Source organism: Calyptranema fuscum S582 (genome assembly GCF_055793305.1).
The window spans coordinates 41277-57210 of the sequence record NZ_JBSLYH010000017.1; the positions used below are offsets into that span (position 1 = coordinate 41277).

At 48.6% G+C, this 15934-nt stretch carries 8 protein-coding genes; 1 reads left to right on the plus strand and 7 read right to left on the minus strand.

All coding sequences use genetic code 11. The features are described 5' to 3' along the window. Positions 1-27: 27 nt before the first annotated feature. Complete coding sequence (locus tag ACR6Z4_RS13455; RefSeq protein ID WP_479717796.1) at positions 28-4977, minus strand: PAS domain-containing protein; 4950 nt, start codon at positions 4975-4977, stop codon at positions 28-30. A gap of 710 nt (positions 4978-5687) precedes the next feature. Beyond that, positions 5688-9053 carry a DUF1574 domain-containing protein gene (locus ACR6Z4_RS13460; protein ID WP_479717797.1) on the minus strand — a complete coding sequence of 1122 codons (3366 nt, stop codon included), beginning with the start codon at positions 9051-9053 and terminating at the stop codon, positions 5688-5690. A gap of 457 nt (positions 9054-9510) precedes the next feature. On the opposite strand from ACR6Z4_RS13460, the gene ACR6Z4_RS13465 reads away from it, so the two are divergent. Then, positions 9511-9708, plus strand: a complete 198-nt coding sequence (locus ACR6Z4_RS13465; RefSeq protein WP_479717798.1) for a hypothetical protein — start codon at positions 9511-9513, stop codon at positions 9706-9708. Positions 9709-9720: 12 nt separating this feature from the next. Here the strand turns inward: ACR6Z4_RS13465 and ACR6Z4_RS13470 are convergent, their stop codons facing one another. The 5 genes from ACR6Z4_RS13470 to ACR6Z4_RS13490 all read right to left on the minus strand — a co-directional run bounded on the left by ACR6Z4_RS13470 (position 9721) and on the right by ACR6Z4_RS13490 (position 15515). Beyond that, entirely contained in the window at positions 9721-9957 is a 237-nt protein-coding gene (locus tag ACR6Z4_RS13470; RefSeq protein ID WP_479717799.1) for a hypothetical protein, read from the minus strand. A gap of 188 nt (positions 9958-10145) precedes the next feature. After that, the gene (gene dmeF, locus ACR6Z4_RS13475; protein WP_479717800.1) at positions 10146-11210 is read right to left on the minus strand and encodes a CDF family Co(II)/Ni(II) efflux transporter DmeF; all 1065 of its coding nucleotides are present in this window, start codon (positions 11208-11210) and stop codon (positions 10146-10148) included. A gap of 35 nt (positions 11211-11245) precedes the next feature. Next, complete coding sequence (gene argH, locus ACR6Z4_RS13480; protein ID WP_479717801.1) at positions 11246-12643, minus strand: argininosuccinate lyase; 1398 nt, start codon at positions 12641-12643, stop codon at positions 11246-11248. A gap of 694 nt (positions 12644-13337) precedes the next feature. Continuing rightward, a complete protein-coding gene (locus tag ACR6Z4_RS13485; protein WP_479717802.1) occupies positions 13338-13592 on the minus strand; it encodes a hypothetical protein in 255 nt (84 codons plus the stop codon). Positions 13593-14090: 498 nt separating this feature from the next. Next, complete coding sequence (locus ACR6Z4_RS13490; protein ID WP_479717803.1) at positions 14091-15515, minus strand: GAF domain-containing SpoIIE family protein phosphatase; 1425 nt, start codon at positions 15513-15515, stop codon at positions 14091-14093. Between the last annotated feature and the right edge of the window lie 419 nt (positions 15516-15934).

The window sequence follows — 15934 nt, forward strand, 5'->3', positions numbered from 1 at the left end:
TAACCCATACGGGTCAATCCATACGGGTCAACTCAGTTGCTGACGTTTGAACTGTAATACACGGGTGAGAGATTCATATTGAGTGAGCAGGGAGGGGAGCATCTCTGCGGCTTTGTCGATGTCTGTTAGTCTTTCTAACTGTTCACAATATTTCGCGAATTCGCTTCCTCCTAAAGCAGCACTACTTGATTTAAGGGTATGAGCCGCTCGTTTCAGAGCGATCGCATTCCTTTCTTTCACAGCCGTTTGAATATCGATGAGGCGTTTGGGAGCATCTTCTAAATAGCAATCGATCAATTCAACCGTCAGATCTGCATCATATGCCGCAATTTCACGTTCAATCGTTTTTAAGATTTCCAGATCACCCGTCGGTAACACCTGTGGCGTGGGGTTTGAGGGGTCTGGTCGCTTGCATTTTAACAATGCCTGGGTCAATTGCTCAAATCGAATCGGTTTGCTGAGATAATCATCCATTCCGGCTCTGAGACATTCTTCGCGATCGCCCTGCATGGCACTGGCTGTCACGGCGATGATATAGGGACGAGTTTGCCCATTCCAGCGCTGATGAATCTGTTGGGTTGCCGTAATGCCATCCATCTCCGGCATTTGCACATCCATAAGCACGACATCATAGGGTTCTTTTGAGAGAACCGCTAACGTTTCTAAGCCATTATTGGCAACATCTGCTTGATATCCTAACCGTTGCAAAAGCCGAATTAATACTTTTTGATTCACCGGATTGTCTTCTGCAATCAGAATTTTCAACGGACAGCCGTCTGCCAACTGGGTTTGACCACTGTCAGATGGTTTGGTGGCGATCGCCTGAGACGAGGCAGCCTGGGTAAACCACTCCATCAAGATTTTATAGAGTTGTGCCTGTTTGACAGGTTTGCTTAGATACTTCGTCAACCGTTGTGAGGTCGAGGATAGTGTTGTATCTGCCCAATTTTTTGGGGTCAGCAAAATGACGGGTAAATTGGCATAGGCTGGGAATTGATGAATTGTATTCGTTAGCGCAAATCCATCTTGATCGGGCATTTGGCTATCGATGATGGCAACATCAAACCTGTCTCCCTGCTTCAAGCATTCGAAGACGGCTTGCCCAGAGGAAAAAGACTGCACATTCATGCCCCAAGTCTGTGCCTGGAGTGCCAAACTGCGACGATTAAACCCGTTATCGTCAATTAACATGAGCCGCTTTCCGGTGAGCGCAAACGCCGGTAAATTAGCGGACGTGGGTTGGGCAGGTAAGACAACCCCCACCACAATCGAGAAATGGAAATTAGACCCACTTCCTTCCTCACTATCAACCCAAATTCTACCCCCCATCATTTCGGTCAGCCGCTGGCTGATGGCTAACCCTAACCCGGTGCCACCATAGACCCGATTAATCGAAGAATCGACCTGGCTAAAGGGTTTAAACAGGCGATTGAGTCGCTCGGATGGAATGCCCACACCCGTATCACTGACAGTGAAGCGAATGGCATAGGGCAGATGGGGGCGACCTGCCACGTTGGGCACAGCTTTGACTAAGTTAGGGTTACCTTGCAGTTGCCGAGCAACCACGGACACGGTAACTTCCCCAGTCTCCGTAAATTTGACTGCGTTACCCAAGAGATTGACTAAGATTTGGTTGAGCCGTGTGACATCGCCAATCACCATTTCCGGGACATTGGAATGGATCAGATAGGCTAGTTCTAAGCCTTTTTCGGTGGCTCTGGGTGCCAGAACATCGATCGCAGTCTCGACGCAACTGCGCAAGTTAAAAGACACTTCTTCTAGCTCTAACTTGCCCGATTCGATTTTGGAAAAGTCCAAAATATCATTAATGATCGCGAGCAGCGTTTCGCCACTGCTGCGGATGGTTTCAATAAAATCTTGTTGCTGAAGGGTCAGGGAAGAATCCAACAGCAACTCGGTCATGCCGATGACACCGTTCATGGGGGTGCGAATTTCGTGGCTCATTGTCGCCAAAAAGTCGCTCTTTGCCTGATTCGCAATATCGGCTTCTCGTTTTGCTTGTTCTAATGCAATATTTTTGAGGCTGAGTTCTTGCCGTTGATAGCGCTCATGTTCTAACAGCCGCGCCTGGGCGATCGCAATTCCTACCTGGGCTGCCACAGCTTCGACCAGCTCGATTTCATCGTCTGTCCATTGGCGAAAGCGATCGCACTGATGCACGGTTACCACCCCATTGGCTTCTCCTTTGTAAGAGGTACGAACCGATAGCATGGACTTAACCCGCAGTTGCCGGCACAGCATAATTACAGGTGCCAGCAAAGGTTCTTCAAACACATTGGAAGACGCGATCGCGCGATCGCCCAAGAGTAATTGTTCGGCATGGGGATTGCCGATCACAGGAATTTTGATGTGAGCAACCGACTCAATGTCAGCTTCTAAATACTCGGCAACCAGCGGAATCTCCGGTGAGGGGTACCCCACAAAGGAGCGAATCAGACAACGATTGGCCTGGAAGACGCGCCCCACCTGATCACTCGCCGTCAAGAAAATCTGTTGAATATCGAGGCTGCTACGAATTTCTTCGGTAATCCGTTTAAGGAGCAATGCCCGCTGTAATTGTTGTTCCAGGGCTGCTTCTGCCTGTTTACGTTTGGTTGTGTCGGTGACGATGCTGTCTACTCGCATCGGGTTGCCCGATTCATCACGAATTAAGCGAGCGCGATCGCGAATCCAGCGCATTTCGCCATCGGCTCGCAAGATCCGATATTCAATATCTTGACTCCCAAGTTCAAATAATTTCTGCGAGGCATGAGTCACCCAATCTCGGTCTGTCGGATGCACCATTGCCAACCAGATGTTGGGATTTTCTGAAAAATCGGAAACGGGGCGACCATAAATTTTCTCAGCATTGGAGCTGCAATACAAAATTTCGCCCGTTTCTGCGGAAACTGACCAGACCAGGTCATCTAGCGAGTTGAGGATGCTGTTCAGTTGTCCCTGGCTTTGGCGCAACGCCTCTTCCATGGCGCGACGGTCGGTGATATCGATCAGCAACCCATCCCAAAGAACATCGCCATTGGGACGACGTTCCGGACGAAAAGCACTTTGCAGCCACTTGACTTGCCCGGACGCTAAAATTGCCCGGCCTTGCCATTGAAACGGCTGTAAGGTTTGGGCAGAGTTGTTGATATATTCCATCAGATGCAGGCGATCGCTGACATGCACCGTATCGATGACGAACGCCGCATCGTGTTGCACCTGCTCTGGCTCGACCCCAAAAATTTCGCGGCAACCGGGGCTGACGTAGGTAAACGACATCGTGCCATCGGTTCTCAACAACAGTTGATAGATCATACCCGGCAGGTTGGCTGCCAACTTTTGAAACCGGGTTTCGCTTTCGCGGAGTGCTGCTTCGGTCTGTTTGCTCTCAGTAATATCGGTATCGGTTCCTGCCAAACGGATCGGTCGTCCCTTACTGTCTCGGATTACCATACCACGAGCCAGAATCCACAAAATGTGGTTGTCTTTGTGAAGCATACGATGCTCCACCTCTAGCGACGGCGTCTGCCCGGTCAAATAATCTTCGAGCGCCTGTTGCACCAATGCCCGGTCTTCTGGATAGACCAGCTGCGTCCAATTTTCAATGTGGTTGTCAATCTCGTCGTCTTGATAGCCCAGCATGGCTTTTAGGAAAGGATCGAGATACATCTCATTGGTTTGCAAATTCCATTCCCAAACCCCCATGTTGCCAGCACTAACGGCGATCGCATAGCGTTGTTCACTTTGTCGCAGTGCCGCTTCGGTTTGCTTGCGTTCGGTAATATCAAGGGCTGTGCCAAACAGTTGAGCCACCTTGCCCTGTTTATCTTTGACGGCCTCACTGCGAGCTTCAACATAGCGCAGTAACCCATTGGGGCGAACGATGCGAAAATCGAATTCACAGGGTTCGCCGGTTGCCAGAATGCTATCAATCGTTTGCCGCCAGAGTTTGCGATCGCCTGGATAAATTTGCTGAAAGCATTCACTGACCGTTGGTTCGGTTTGATTGGGATCTAGCCCAAAAATACGAAATAATTCTTCTGACCAGGAAATTTTGGCAGTTGCAACGTCAAACTCCCAACTACCAACGTGGGCAACCCGTTGGGCATGTAACAAATTGGCTTCACTTCGACGCAAATCCAGTTCAACTTGTTTGCGCCGGGTCAGCTCCCGAAAGATGCCACGGGTCGCCTGGGGGATGCCGTTTTCAAAGCGGCAGTTAATATTGCCCTCGACCGCGATCGCCCGACCATCTTTGGCTAAAAAGACGGTTTCTATGCCTTCACAGGCATGACCCGCTATCACAGACTGCATTATTGCCTGACAATGGCTGTGATAGTCGGGGTGAATAATGTCGAAAATCGAAAGGTGTTGAATGTCGCGATCGCTATATCCCAAACTGTTGCGCCATGCCCGATTGGTGTAGAGAATTCGACCATCGGGGGCAACACTTTGAATCAGATCATTGACGTTATCCAACAAATCCTGGACATAAAACTGCTCCAGTTCATCCAATGACAGGGAGGCAACGTCAACTGAGGCAGCAGGAGAAGCAGCATGGAGCGAAGACGGCTGAAGCGTTTCCGGGGTCGTCCATCCGGTAATATCTTGAATCGTGAGGAGGGCATCAAACCCGTTGCCGTGTACCGCCGGTATGGCGGTGATGGTGATGGATTGCGATCGCAAATTACCATCGGGTAAAAATGCCGAAATCATCAAGGTTGGCTTAGTTTGCGCCAGCTCTAACGAAATTCCCTCGGTAAAGACCTGATTGAGGCTGGGATAATTAGACGGTTTGAAATCGGGTAAATAGACATCAATTTTCTGTTGATGGATGTCTGTTTTGCGAATGCCAGTCCAATTTTCTAGGCATTGGTTCCAGAACCGCACTGTAAAATCAGACTGCAAAACACATACCCCAACGGGGACATAGTCTAGCAATGCAAATTCAGAATGGGTTTTCTGGATTTCCGTCATGCAAATTCTCCGTCGCACATCCCAACTTTAATTAGCAACCTGGTAAATGGGATCAGTCTGACCATTCAGCCTGACATTTCTTTCAATGAAATGTGCAAGGGATGAAACTGCGTCGGTCATGCTCTAGAGCGGATAATAATTTATTTGAGAAGCTCACGCAGTTGGCTTTTCAAGCAAATTACCACTCTATTTGAAACACAACTGCTGCGTCCAGCCATACTCCATCTTGAGCAAGTTAGGTAGGCATTAATAGATGACATTTCTAATGTAAGAGTTCCACAAATACTCGTCTCTACTTACAGTTCAACACAATCTATTTTGAAACTTGAAGTTTGCTTAAAGTAAAACGTTAACGTGCTCAATCAGAACTGGAATAGTGATGGGTTAACATTATGCACGGAGCGCAGCATTTCAGCCTATGGCAATCCCAAATGGGTTGTGAGAGGCGCACCCCTTCGGGGTGCGCCTCTCACAACCCGCTTATCGTTTAGGATTGCTATATCATCACCCGTCCGAACTTGAGGATGTCAGGCTATCCCAGAGCCGAGGGATAGCAACATAAGGACTGAGTTAGGACAAGGGCACGGGGGCTGACCGGACAGGGGTTTCACCCCTGCACCCCGTCCTGATTAACCCTGCAATTGCTGTAGACCATCGGCTAATGAGAAAGGATAGAAACGTATAAAATCACAGCACCCCTGAAGATAAAACTACTGCTGCTTTTGACTCATATGTTGCGGTTGAAACCACGGAATCATCGGATCTTGCGACAATCGCTGAGATACCTGAAACGCACCGTAGCGGTTGAGATGACTGGGGTCGGAAAAGTAATCATACCCCGTCAGCCATTGCTCTCCTAAATCGCGAAAAACCATGCCCGAATTGCCCACGGCAACGCTCAGCATATATTGCTTAAACTCTTGTTCGTGTTGCAGGCGAACCGGATCGAGGTAGTCTTGGGTGAGAGGGAGGTTAACAAAAACGACTGGAATTTCTTTGGATTGCGTAAATTGCAAGAGCGATCGCAAGGCAACTTCTTGTTTGCCGGTGACCCGAAACTCTTGATAATCGCTATCGTATTGACCTGAAACTCTGGCGTATTTCTGATAATACGTGGCGGGATTAAATCGGACGGCGAGGGGTAAAAAGCCATTCAGATCCATCATGTCTTGCCCCGCCAGCAACAGCGATGGGGACTCATTATTAGGGTTAGATGCTGTTGAATTGGCTTCCGCCTCGGTCGTCACTACAGAAATAGGCTGGGGTTGCGATGCTTTCGGCACAAACGCTGTTATCCAATTTTGCAGAGCATGTTTGAGGCGATCGCGATCTTGATGAACAGACGAAACCTCTGCTACCTGCTGACTCAACCATCGATCTATGTCTTGGTAACTGGCAGTCAGAGAAGACCCAATGCCACTGCTGAGCGACGCAGATGCATCTAGCACATCTGCCGTAACATTATTGGCAGGTTGGACATCGGAGGCGGTAAGCGTGGGCAATTTTCCGGAGGCAACTTCGCGATAGCCCTCTGACGCCACCACGCCATTAAACGTGACATCAACGGTGCCACTGTTAAACGCACGGGCACCATCTGCCCAGAGAATTAATTGAGGCAGTTGGTCAGGCGTCAACAACTGTTGCACAATCAAATTCACCACTTGAGCGGTGGCACCATTGATACCAAAATTAAAAATTCGGACATCCGTATAACCTAGCTCTGTTAAGTCAGCGGCTAATGCTGCCGGGTCAACGCCACGCAATGCTCTAGAACTGCCGACGATCAAAACATCTGGAGGTCCAAACTCTTCAACATAGTGGTAGTAAAGTTGCAGCTTTTCGTCTAACTGGCGGCTATTAAACGTGGAGAAGGGCGGATCTTCGGACAAGATTGAGGCGACCAACGCCTGGGCACTGGGCGACTGAAGGGTATAGGGCAAATCTATGGGTGCAGTTGCCGCTGCATCATCATCGGCAGTCGCGTTGGATTCGCCGGTGCCGTCATCGGTAAACGCAGAAGAGCTAAACACGCTCGTACTTTCGTCTGGTTCGGACAGTTCGGACGGTTCGGACGGTTCAGTCAATTCAGACCCGCTGGCAGGGTTGGAAGATGATGCGATCGCCGCTGGCTGTTCTGGGGAAACTTCAGAAGGCGCAGTTGATAGCGTTGGTGGAGGTGTTGTCGCTGCCAGTGCGGTTGCTTCTGGAGCAGTATTTTGACTGATTTGTAGCATCCGACTCAAGCCCCAATCTGCCTGGAGCGTCAGTAACAGACCCACACAGCCCCAAACTAAAAGAATGGCAGCGCCTTGAAAACTTGACGTTGCCCCAGGTAACGAGGGTAGGTCTTGCGCTTCTGAAGCCGAAACAAAAAGTTGGGAACCAATTAAAATTTGTTGTACCCGTTGGGTCAGGGTGCGCTGAAGGTTTTCCCAAGCATTCTGAATATCTGCCGGGGTCAGGTCGGGGCGGAGAATGTCTTCCGTAGGCTGGGCAACCAGATCGTTGACATAGGCATCGGTAGCTGCAAACTCGGGCACCGCTTCAGGAACGAGTCGATGGCGGGAGACAAAATCAGAGCCATAACTCCACAGTGGGCGCTTTTGTCCCGATCGCCGACCATAGACGCGCACACCCGTAATTTGAGGCAGACGCAGCTGTTTGAAAAACTGGGCAACGGCTGGTCCTACTTGATTTTGAGCCGGACACACCGGGGCATCATTCATAATGTGCAACAGATCAAGCCGAGGCAAAATCTGCGTGCGAATGCCACCCGTCGCCAGATATTTATCCAGATCAGGATTGAGCAACCGACTTAATAAAAAGGCGATCGCACCCCAGTCTCCCTGTTCTGCCAGCGTGATCGGGGCGTCTGCCAATGCCGGATGTTTTGCTGCCGGTAGATCAATCCACTGCACCCAGGCGGGAGTTTCTTCGCCAGGGATCTGCCCATAGACAGTCGCCGCATGAATCCCTTGGGGTCCCAACGTTTCTAACAGAGGCACAATGATCGAGCAAACTCGCTCTAAGTCCGGCGTGCGATCGCCACTCTGTAACCCCTGCTGATTGGGTGAATGCCCGACAAACAGATGCAGGGTGGCATTTTGTAAAGACGCCGTCGAAAGATCAATATGCTCATCGGCAAGGGTTTGCTTCAGCAAGCGGGCGATCGCTTCGACATCACCCCAACGCGCCCATTCCCGCAACATCTCGTGCCGGGGAGTTAGATCAACGCGCAATAGCCAATCTGGCTTTTCTTCCCCCTGAACCTGAATCAGCACCAGGGCATCTCGAAATCCCTCTAGCTCTAACTCTCGCAATTGTTGGGTGACGGGTTCGCCAATCAACATGGGGTCAGGGCTATAGAGGGCTTCGCAGGTAATCCACAGGCGACGAGCGATCGCGTCGCTACGGTCATCTGAGTTAACCGCTGCGGCACTTGGGGAATGGGATCGACTCGCGCAGGGCGACGTTTTTACCTTAACTTTGACCGCTACGCCCAGTCGGCTGAGGGTTTCGCTTAAATATCGGGCAATGCCTTCGGGGTCGCCACGTCGCGCCAAACTGCGATTGGTAATAACCAGGGCGCTGTTACTGCTCGAACTATGGCTGGAACTATGGCTAGAACTTTCTGGAGCAGCCGTAGAGGGTAAGGTTGCCGTTGGCTGGGGTGAACGGTTGGGAACCGTTGTATTGAGTCGTTGAGCCAGGTGCGATCGCCCTATGGCTGCCACCTCTGCCTGTTGTCGGAGTTGCTCTAGATGGCGGTCAATCTGGTTGAGGTAAATCAACGCTTTCCAGCCTGCTTGCGCTTGCTTAGCCTTGCGCCCATACATGTGGATTTGATAAATCTGCGGTTGATGGGCAGGAATTAATCTATTTAAATCAATTTGCTGAAGGGCACACAATAGCCGCGTCAAAACGACAATGCGATCGGGGACAGTAATGCTTTCGCAAAGGAGATAAAGATTATTGCCGCGTAGCTGAAATTTGACGACTACTCCTTTTCTCCCAAGGGTTTTATAAATCCATTGGGCTAAAGGAGATTGATCTTTTTCGAGGAAAGGTTTGCTCACCGGATTCAACATTAGAGACTGAACAGGTTTACCGATTTAGCAAGGGCGAACACCGCCACGCCAACAATTTTGTAATGGGTTTTGTCTTAATAGGGATAACACACTCCTGACATCTTGCAACATGATTACAATGATTTAACGTAGACAAGATGTTTCTTAAACTTATCCTGACGGATCTCATTCCTGGTCAGGAGGTGCGATCGCAGGTGATCTGCCAGAATCACTAAAATTAGCACGTTCAACGATAGCGGCTTAAATTGGGTCTATGGCGCTTCGCATTCAGATAGAACTGGATTTTTTTGAAAGCGATGCGGAGCATTGCTTTCAAGCAATACCTATATTCCACTCGGCTGCAATTGCTAAACAACCCGGTACCCGCTGATACAGGTTAATACGAAATCTGAACGGCATTTCAGGGAATAAATCACTGATTCATTCGCTTCTTACTAGTTTTGTTATGGCTCAATCTAAAGTTCCAACGGATTTACTCATTAGTTTAGCGACGGGTCCCGTTCTCTTGGCACTGATCGGGGGGCGAGTGTTAGCCAATGTGCTGCAAGACCTGGGGCAAGCCAGTGAAGAGATTTTTCGGGGCGATCGCCTGCCGGTGTTGCACATACCCGTAACGACCGACGACGACGTTACAGATCCGTAGAGATACGATCCATTAACACTTTTGTCCCATTGAAACCGCGATCGCTCGCGTCCCTACCGGAGCAAGAAACAATAAAGGGAAGAGACCGGGTCTCTTCCCTCCATTTTTATCATCTGCATCGTGCTTAAGCTTTCGCCGTAGCATTTGCATTTGTTTTTGCCGTTGCCGTTGGCGAGCACTGCCGCCTTTACCTTTATCGTTTCGACCCTTTCGGCGGGGAGACTCCCACCGCTTCAGACGTTCAGCCATAGGATTATCCTTTATTGTTATGGAATTGTTATGGAATGGGCGATCGCCCGTCTCTAACCCAGTCTAACAAGCAAATTCAGCAGCAGCAATGCCTGAAGAACGAACGATTATGCTTTGAACGCCATGCGGAGCATGGCGTTCAAAGCATAATCTGATTCCACTCAGTATTTAGGCTTGTTCCTCATAGACTAACGAATCGCTTCAGGCATAGGAGCCATACAGGGTTCTCCCTGACAGGGGTGAACCTCGACAATGATATGGGAGAGCGAAGGAATACCGTTCAGGAGATTTTTGTAATACTCCGGTGTTTGTGGATAATGCGTGACCAGAGAAATACTGGTAGATAGATGATTTTGTCCGACATACCAGACATGCAAATCTGTAATGCGATTATCGGCATCTCCTTCGATCGCATTTACAATGTCGAGCTTGACTTGCTTATCAATCGCTCCATCCAGCAAGATCGATCCCGTATCACTAATCAGTCCATACGACCATTTGGCAATTACCGCAGCACCCACCAAGCCCATCGTGGCATCCATCCAATCCCAGCCTAAAAACTTTCCTGAAAACAAAGCGGCGATCGCAAACACAGACGTCAGGGCATCCGCCAAGACGTGGAGATAGGCGGCACGAAGATTGTGATCTTGGTGAGGATGTTCACGGTGATCGTGCCCATGGTGCTCGGGATGAGGATGGACGTGGCGATCGGGATGATCGTGGGTATGGGAGTCGGAATGATGATGGGCATGGCGATCGCGATCATGATGATCGGGATCGGATTTGTGATGGTGATGGTGATGATCTTGCAACAACAGGGCACTGAGCAAATTGACGACTAAGCCGATCACTGCCACCCCAATCGCTTGATTAAATTGAATTGTTTGGGGCTGAAACAAGCGAGTGACGGACTCAAGCGCCATAATCAATGCGATCACCGCGAGGGCAACGGCACTGGCAAATCCACCCAAAACGCTGACTTTACCCGTGCCAAAGGTGTATGTCGGGTCATTGGCATGGGTGCGAGCATATTGGTAGGCAAAAATTGTGATGCCGAAGGCGGCGACGTGGGTTGCCATGTGCCACCCATCCGCCAGCAAAGCCATGGATCCAAATGTGATGCCTGCCACCACCTCCGCTACCATCGTCACTGCCGTCAATAGCATGACGAGTTTGGTATTTTTCTCGGCGTGCTCTGGGTCAGCTAAAAATTTGTGGGAATGTTGCCATTCCTCAAGAGTGTGGATATGCATGAGACTTGCTAGAAACAGCCGTATTCTCTAGCTTATCAACTATTGAGTCGCTCTTTAGCATGGGCGATCGCCTGTCTAACCTGGGCAAACCCTGTGCCTCCGTAGCTATTTCGAGCTGCCACCACCTGACGAGGCGCGATCGCCTCATAGATATCTGGCTCAAACGCAGGATGAATCGTTTGCCATTCTTCTAACGTCAAGTCTTTGAGCAATTTTCCGGCTGCCAAACTAGTTTTCACGACCTTGCCCACGAGGTTATATGCCTCTCGGAAAGGTACCCCTTTGGCGGCTAAATAATCTGCCACATCAGTAGCATTAGAAAAATCTTCCGTGACGGCTTGATTTAAGCGATCGCTACGAAATTCTAGACCCTCTTGCAGCAGAATCGTCATAGCTTCCAGGCAGCCTTTGACCGTCTTAACACTATCAAAAAGGGCTTCTTTGTCTTCCTGTAAATCTTTGTTGTAAGCCAGGGGTAAGCCTTTCATCAGCACCAGCAACGCTTGCAAGTGCCCAAACACTCGTCCTGTTTTACCCCGCACCAGTTCTGGCACATCTGGATTTTTCTTTTGCGGCATAATGCTGGAACCTGTCGAACAACTATCGTTCAGGGTGACAAAACGGAATTCTTCAGATGCCCACAAAATAATTTCTTCAGACAGGCGAGACAGATGCACCATGATCAAACTGGCTGCACAGAGAAATTCGATGGCAAAATCGCGATCGCTCACTCCATCTAAACTGTTGGCATAGACATTGCCAAAATTCAACAATTTAGCGCTGTAATGGCGATCGATCGGAAAGGTGGTTCCGGCTAATGCACCACAGCCCAGCGGCGAGATATCTACCCGTTTATATAGATCTGCCAACCGTTCCCAGTCTCGCTGGGTCATTTCTACATATGCCAACAAATGATGAGCCAGACTGAGCGGCTGTGCCCGTTGCAGGTGAGTATAACCGGGAATCAGCGTCTCCACATTGTTCTCTGCCAGAGTCAGAAGAATTGTCTGGAATGCCTTTAATTGCTGTTGAATTTGCTGGACTTGATCTCGCAAATAGAGACGGGTATCGGTACCAACCTGGTCATTGCGCGATCGCGCCGTATGCAATTTTTTGCCGACATCTCCCACCAATTCTGTCAGCCGCCGTTCTACCGCAAAGTGAACATCTTCTGCCTCAATTCCCGGAGTAAAGCGCCCCTGCCGATATTCCTGGCGGATTTGCTCAAGACCTGCGACCAGTTTTTCTCCTTCGTCCGCCGAAATAATTCCTGTATGCGCCAGCATCTGGGCATGAGCCTGAGAGCCCGTTAAATCGTACTCGATCAGCTCAATGTCAAACCCAATGCTGGCATTGAATTGGGCGATCGCCGGATGCAGAGCCGTCTCAAACCGTTGGCTCCAAGTTTGCTGTTGTGGAGTCTCGTTACCCAATTTTTTACCCTGTCTAGAAAGAAATGTAGATTATTATGGTCAAAATTCAGGTCTAGATCACCTCTAAATACCGTTCCTATATTAAGGAGCACAGATTCATTAACCTGTCATTCTTTTTGAGGGAAGATGGCTCTGCCGTCGTTGTTTGAACAAGAATTAGATCTTATTCAATCCACAATCCCAATTTAGGAACTGGAATGTTCTGTAAGAAATACTCTAGTGTTGCGAACACTAAATTTTGCAACGTTGAGGTGTGGGGGCTGCGCTCCCATGCAGGAGTTCCACCCCTGCGCTCCGTTGTAAAACGTTTAATTGGGTCTACTAGTTCCCCAACTAGAGTTGATTTAAATGTAGATTGTGTTGCGTAAATCGGATGTGACCCACACAACACAATCCATTTCATTCCTATAAAGGGAACGAATAGAGCCTTTTGGTGGTGATTCAAATGGGTGAGTAATTTTTATAATACTTGCTCAGTCAGAGGGTCAAAAAATTACCAATACCTTCAGAATCTCACCCCTCGCACGCTAGAAAAATGGAATCAATCAGATTTTGAAACGACCCCATCCATTAGGAAACTGTGACGTGTCATTCCCAATCGTTGGGGAGTGATCCTTATTTTTCTGCTGAAGGCATAAATACCCTTGCTCAACCTTTAATGCTCAAAGGGATCGCCCCATTTAGCGCTATGAATTTAGCCGTATGACGTTAATCCCCGTAAGACATAACCAATCACAAAACCAATAATCAAAGCCCAAATTTGACCCGTCTGGATAAAGTTCTGGAACCAGGCGCGTGTTCCTGCAAAAACATCGGTTTGAAATGTTTTTTGAGCTAATAAACTCCAATCGATCGAAGAATGCCAGTGAATCGTCTGCCAAAGATCATTCCAGGAAGACAGACTCGATAGATTGGTTGCAACATCTTGCATTAAATGAGCCAACACCATTTATTTTTCGCCTCACACAAAAAAATTGACACGATTTATGACCGATCTACTGTATCAGCCCGCAGACTTTGAAATGCTAGAGATGCGAGAAAATTCCCAAACACCATTATGCCTGAACTGCATCTCTAAAAAAGCAATATCCAAATCCTATCTGGAGTGTCAACTTTATCGTCTTAAAAAGAAAGTAAAAGCAACTCTTCTAAACACGTTTTAGACATGTAGCGATCCTAAATCAGGTGTGAAAGCGCCCGCCCTTCGGGCGGACGCTTTCACACCTGATTGGAGTCAGGAATCAAATAGGATCGCTATCATAGTCCTCAATGAGTTATAAGATCAGCGGGTCTGAGAGACGTACCCTTTGGAATGCACCTCTCGCAACCCCGATTGACTGACAAATCTTTGTAAGGGCAGGTTTAGCAAATTTCTGATCGGTTTGCAGTCAGCGTTTCGGCAAAACCTGTCCCTACGGAGGAACGCGCCTTCTGGCACTTTTGTCAGTTAATCTGATTCTTTAATTTTCATCACAATTAATGTCATGTCATCTTCAGCGTGATGGTTAGAGCCAATAAATTGCTGAACTTGGCTAAATAAATACTCCAAAATCTCCTGCGGATGTTGGCAATTGCGACACGCCCATTCAAACGCACGCGTTAGCCTTTCTTCGTCAAATCGGTTGCCCGTTTGACTGGCAGCATCGGTAAACCCATCTGTGAAATAGATGACCACATCCCCTGGCTGAAGATGAACCTGAGCATCATAGTACTGCGTGTTGACATCTAGCCCAATCAACATTCCTAAAGTATCCAGCCGTTTGGTTGATTGAGTGGATGCCTGCCACAACAGCGGTGGGTTGTGCGCCGCATTGCTATAAGACAAAATGCCATTTTTGGCATCATATTCCGAGTAAAACAGCGTCACAAAGCGGTTTGAATTTTCCAGGTCATTGTACATCACCTGATTGAGATGCTGGAGTACTTTGGCAGGAGGGTGTCCATTAAGCACTTCAGCCCGCAACATTCCCCGTAGCATGGTCATAATTAATCCGGCAGGCACCCCTTTGCCCATGACATCCCCAATGGTGATGCTCCATCGTTCTAGCTGAGCCGGACAAGATTGTTGGGTACGATTTGGATTGCAGTTGGCAGGAATGAAATCGTAATAGTCTCCCCCCACCCGATTCGCCGTCTGACATCGGGCAGCCAACTCAACCCCTTCGATTTGAGGGCATTGCCGGGGTAAAAGCTGTACCTGAATTTCTGCTCCAATTTCTAGCTCACGATCAAGCCGTTCTTTCTTGCGTAGCTCTACTGTTAACTCGTCGTTGGCGATCGCCACAGCAGTTTGATCAGCCACTAACCTCACTAACTTCTGCCGCGTTTCTGTCCAGTCATAGTCAGGATCTCGACTAAATACGTAAAGTCGCCCCCGTTCTGTACTTTTAATTAAAATCGCCGTACCAAACAGCTGAATATCAGACCCCAAGGCATGGCTGACGTAATGATCCAGTGCCGCTGTCAAACTATTGGGATTGGCAGTAACTTTACCCGGCGTCGCAGAGGTCGCAACCTGACGAGTCGCAGATTCTAACGCCCGACGCACATCCTGGCATTGTTGATTATCTTGACAGTGTAGACGCTCGATTTGCATCTGCCCATCTGCTTTAAATAAAATCAATGCCCCGCCATCCGCATCTGTAACCCGACTGGCGATTAAAGGGGTCAGCTCTAAAAATTGTTTGAGATTATTAAAACTTCGTAGAGCAAACCCAAGAGAACCTAATAAGTCCTGTATTTTGTTTTGCTCTCGACGCAACCGCGAAACCAGTTCTTTTAGGGCAAAAACGGGAGTGATATCTGGCGACGAATTGCCGCCAGTGAAGTCAGAAGGTTGAGATGGCTGTCGGGGAACTGGTGTAGAGGTCATTTAAAAGTAGTCTGAGACAGACAGATTAACCTATTCGAAACAAAAACAAATAGGTTTTTATTAAGAGTAGCTAGGAAGGAATAGTAACAGATAAGTATCTGGGGAGGTAGAGAATGAAGCAGGAATTAAACTGAATTGGGATAAATTTTAGCGAATGCAGAAACGATCGCGGTGTCCTCGTCTACCAATTCCTCAACTAAACCTTCGACCCCATCAAAAACAAGACAGTCTCAATCACAACAGGGTTTGCGGATGTTAGAGATATTTTTGAACGTCAAACCTGTGGTTTGACGTTCAAAAATATCTCGTTCAAGCTGTACATTCAGCCCACCATTTCTAAAGATTTTTTGTTACGGAGGATGGACTGAATCCGCCCCATTTAACAAAAATTCGGATGTCTTTATTTGTGATCTAACTCA

What these genes read in the sequence shown, in the direction of transcription:
- ACR6Z4_RS13455 (WP_479717796.1), bottom strand. Translation starts at nt 4,977, where the DNA reads ATGACGGAAATCCAGAAAACCCATTCTGAATTTGCATTGCTAGACTAT.
- ACR6Z4_RS13465 (WP_479717798.1), top strand. Translation starts at nt 9,511, where the DNA reads ATGGCTCAATCTAAAGTTCCAACGGATTTACTCATTAGTTTAGCGACG.
- ACR6Z4_RS13470 (WP_479717799.1), bottom strand. Translation starts at nt 9,957, where the DNA reads ATGGCTGAACGTCTGAAGCGGTGGGAGTCTCCCCGCCGAAAGGGTCGA.
- dmeF (WP_479717800.1), bottom strand. Translation starts at nt 11,210, where the DNA reads ATGCATATCCACACTCTTGAGGAATGGCAACATTCCCACAAATTTTTA.
- ACR6Z4_RS13485 (WP_479717802.1), bottom strand. Translation starts at nt 13,592, where the DNA reads ATGGTGTTGGCTCATTTAATGCAAGATGTTGCAACCAATCTATCGAGT.
- ACR6Z4_RS13490 (WP_479717803.1), bottom strand. Translation starts at nt 15,515, where the DNA reads ATGACCTCTACACCAGTTCCCCGACAGCCATCTCAACCTTCTGACTTC.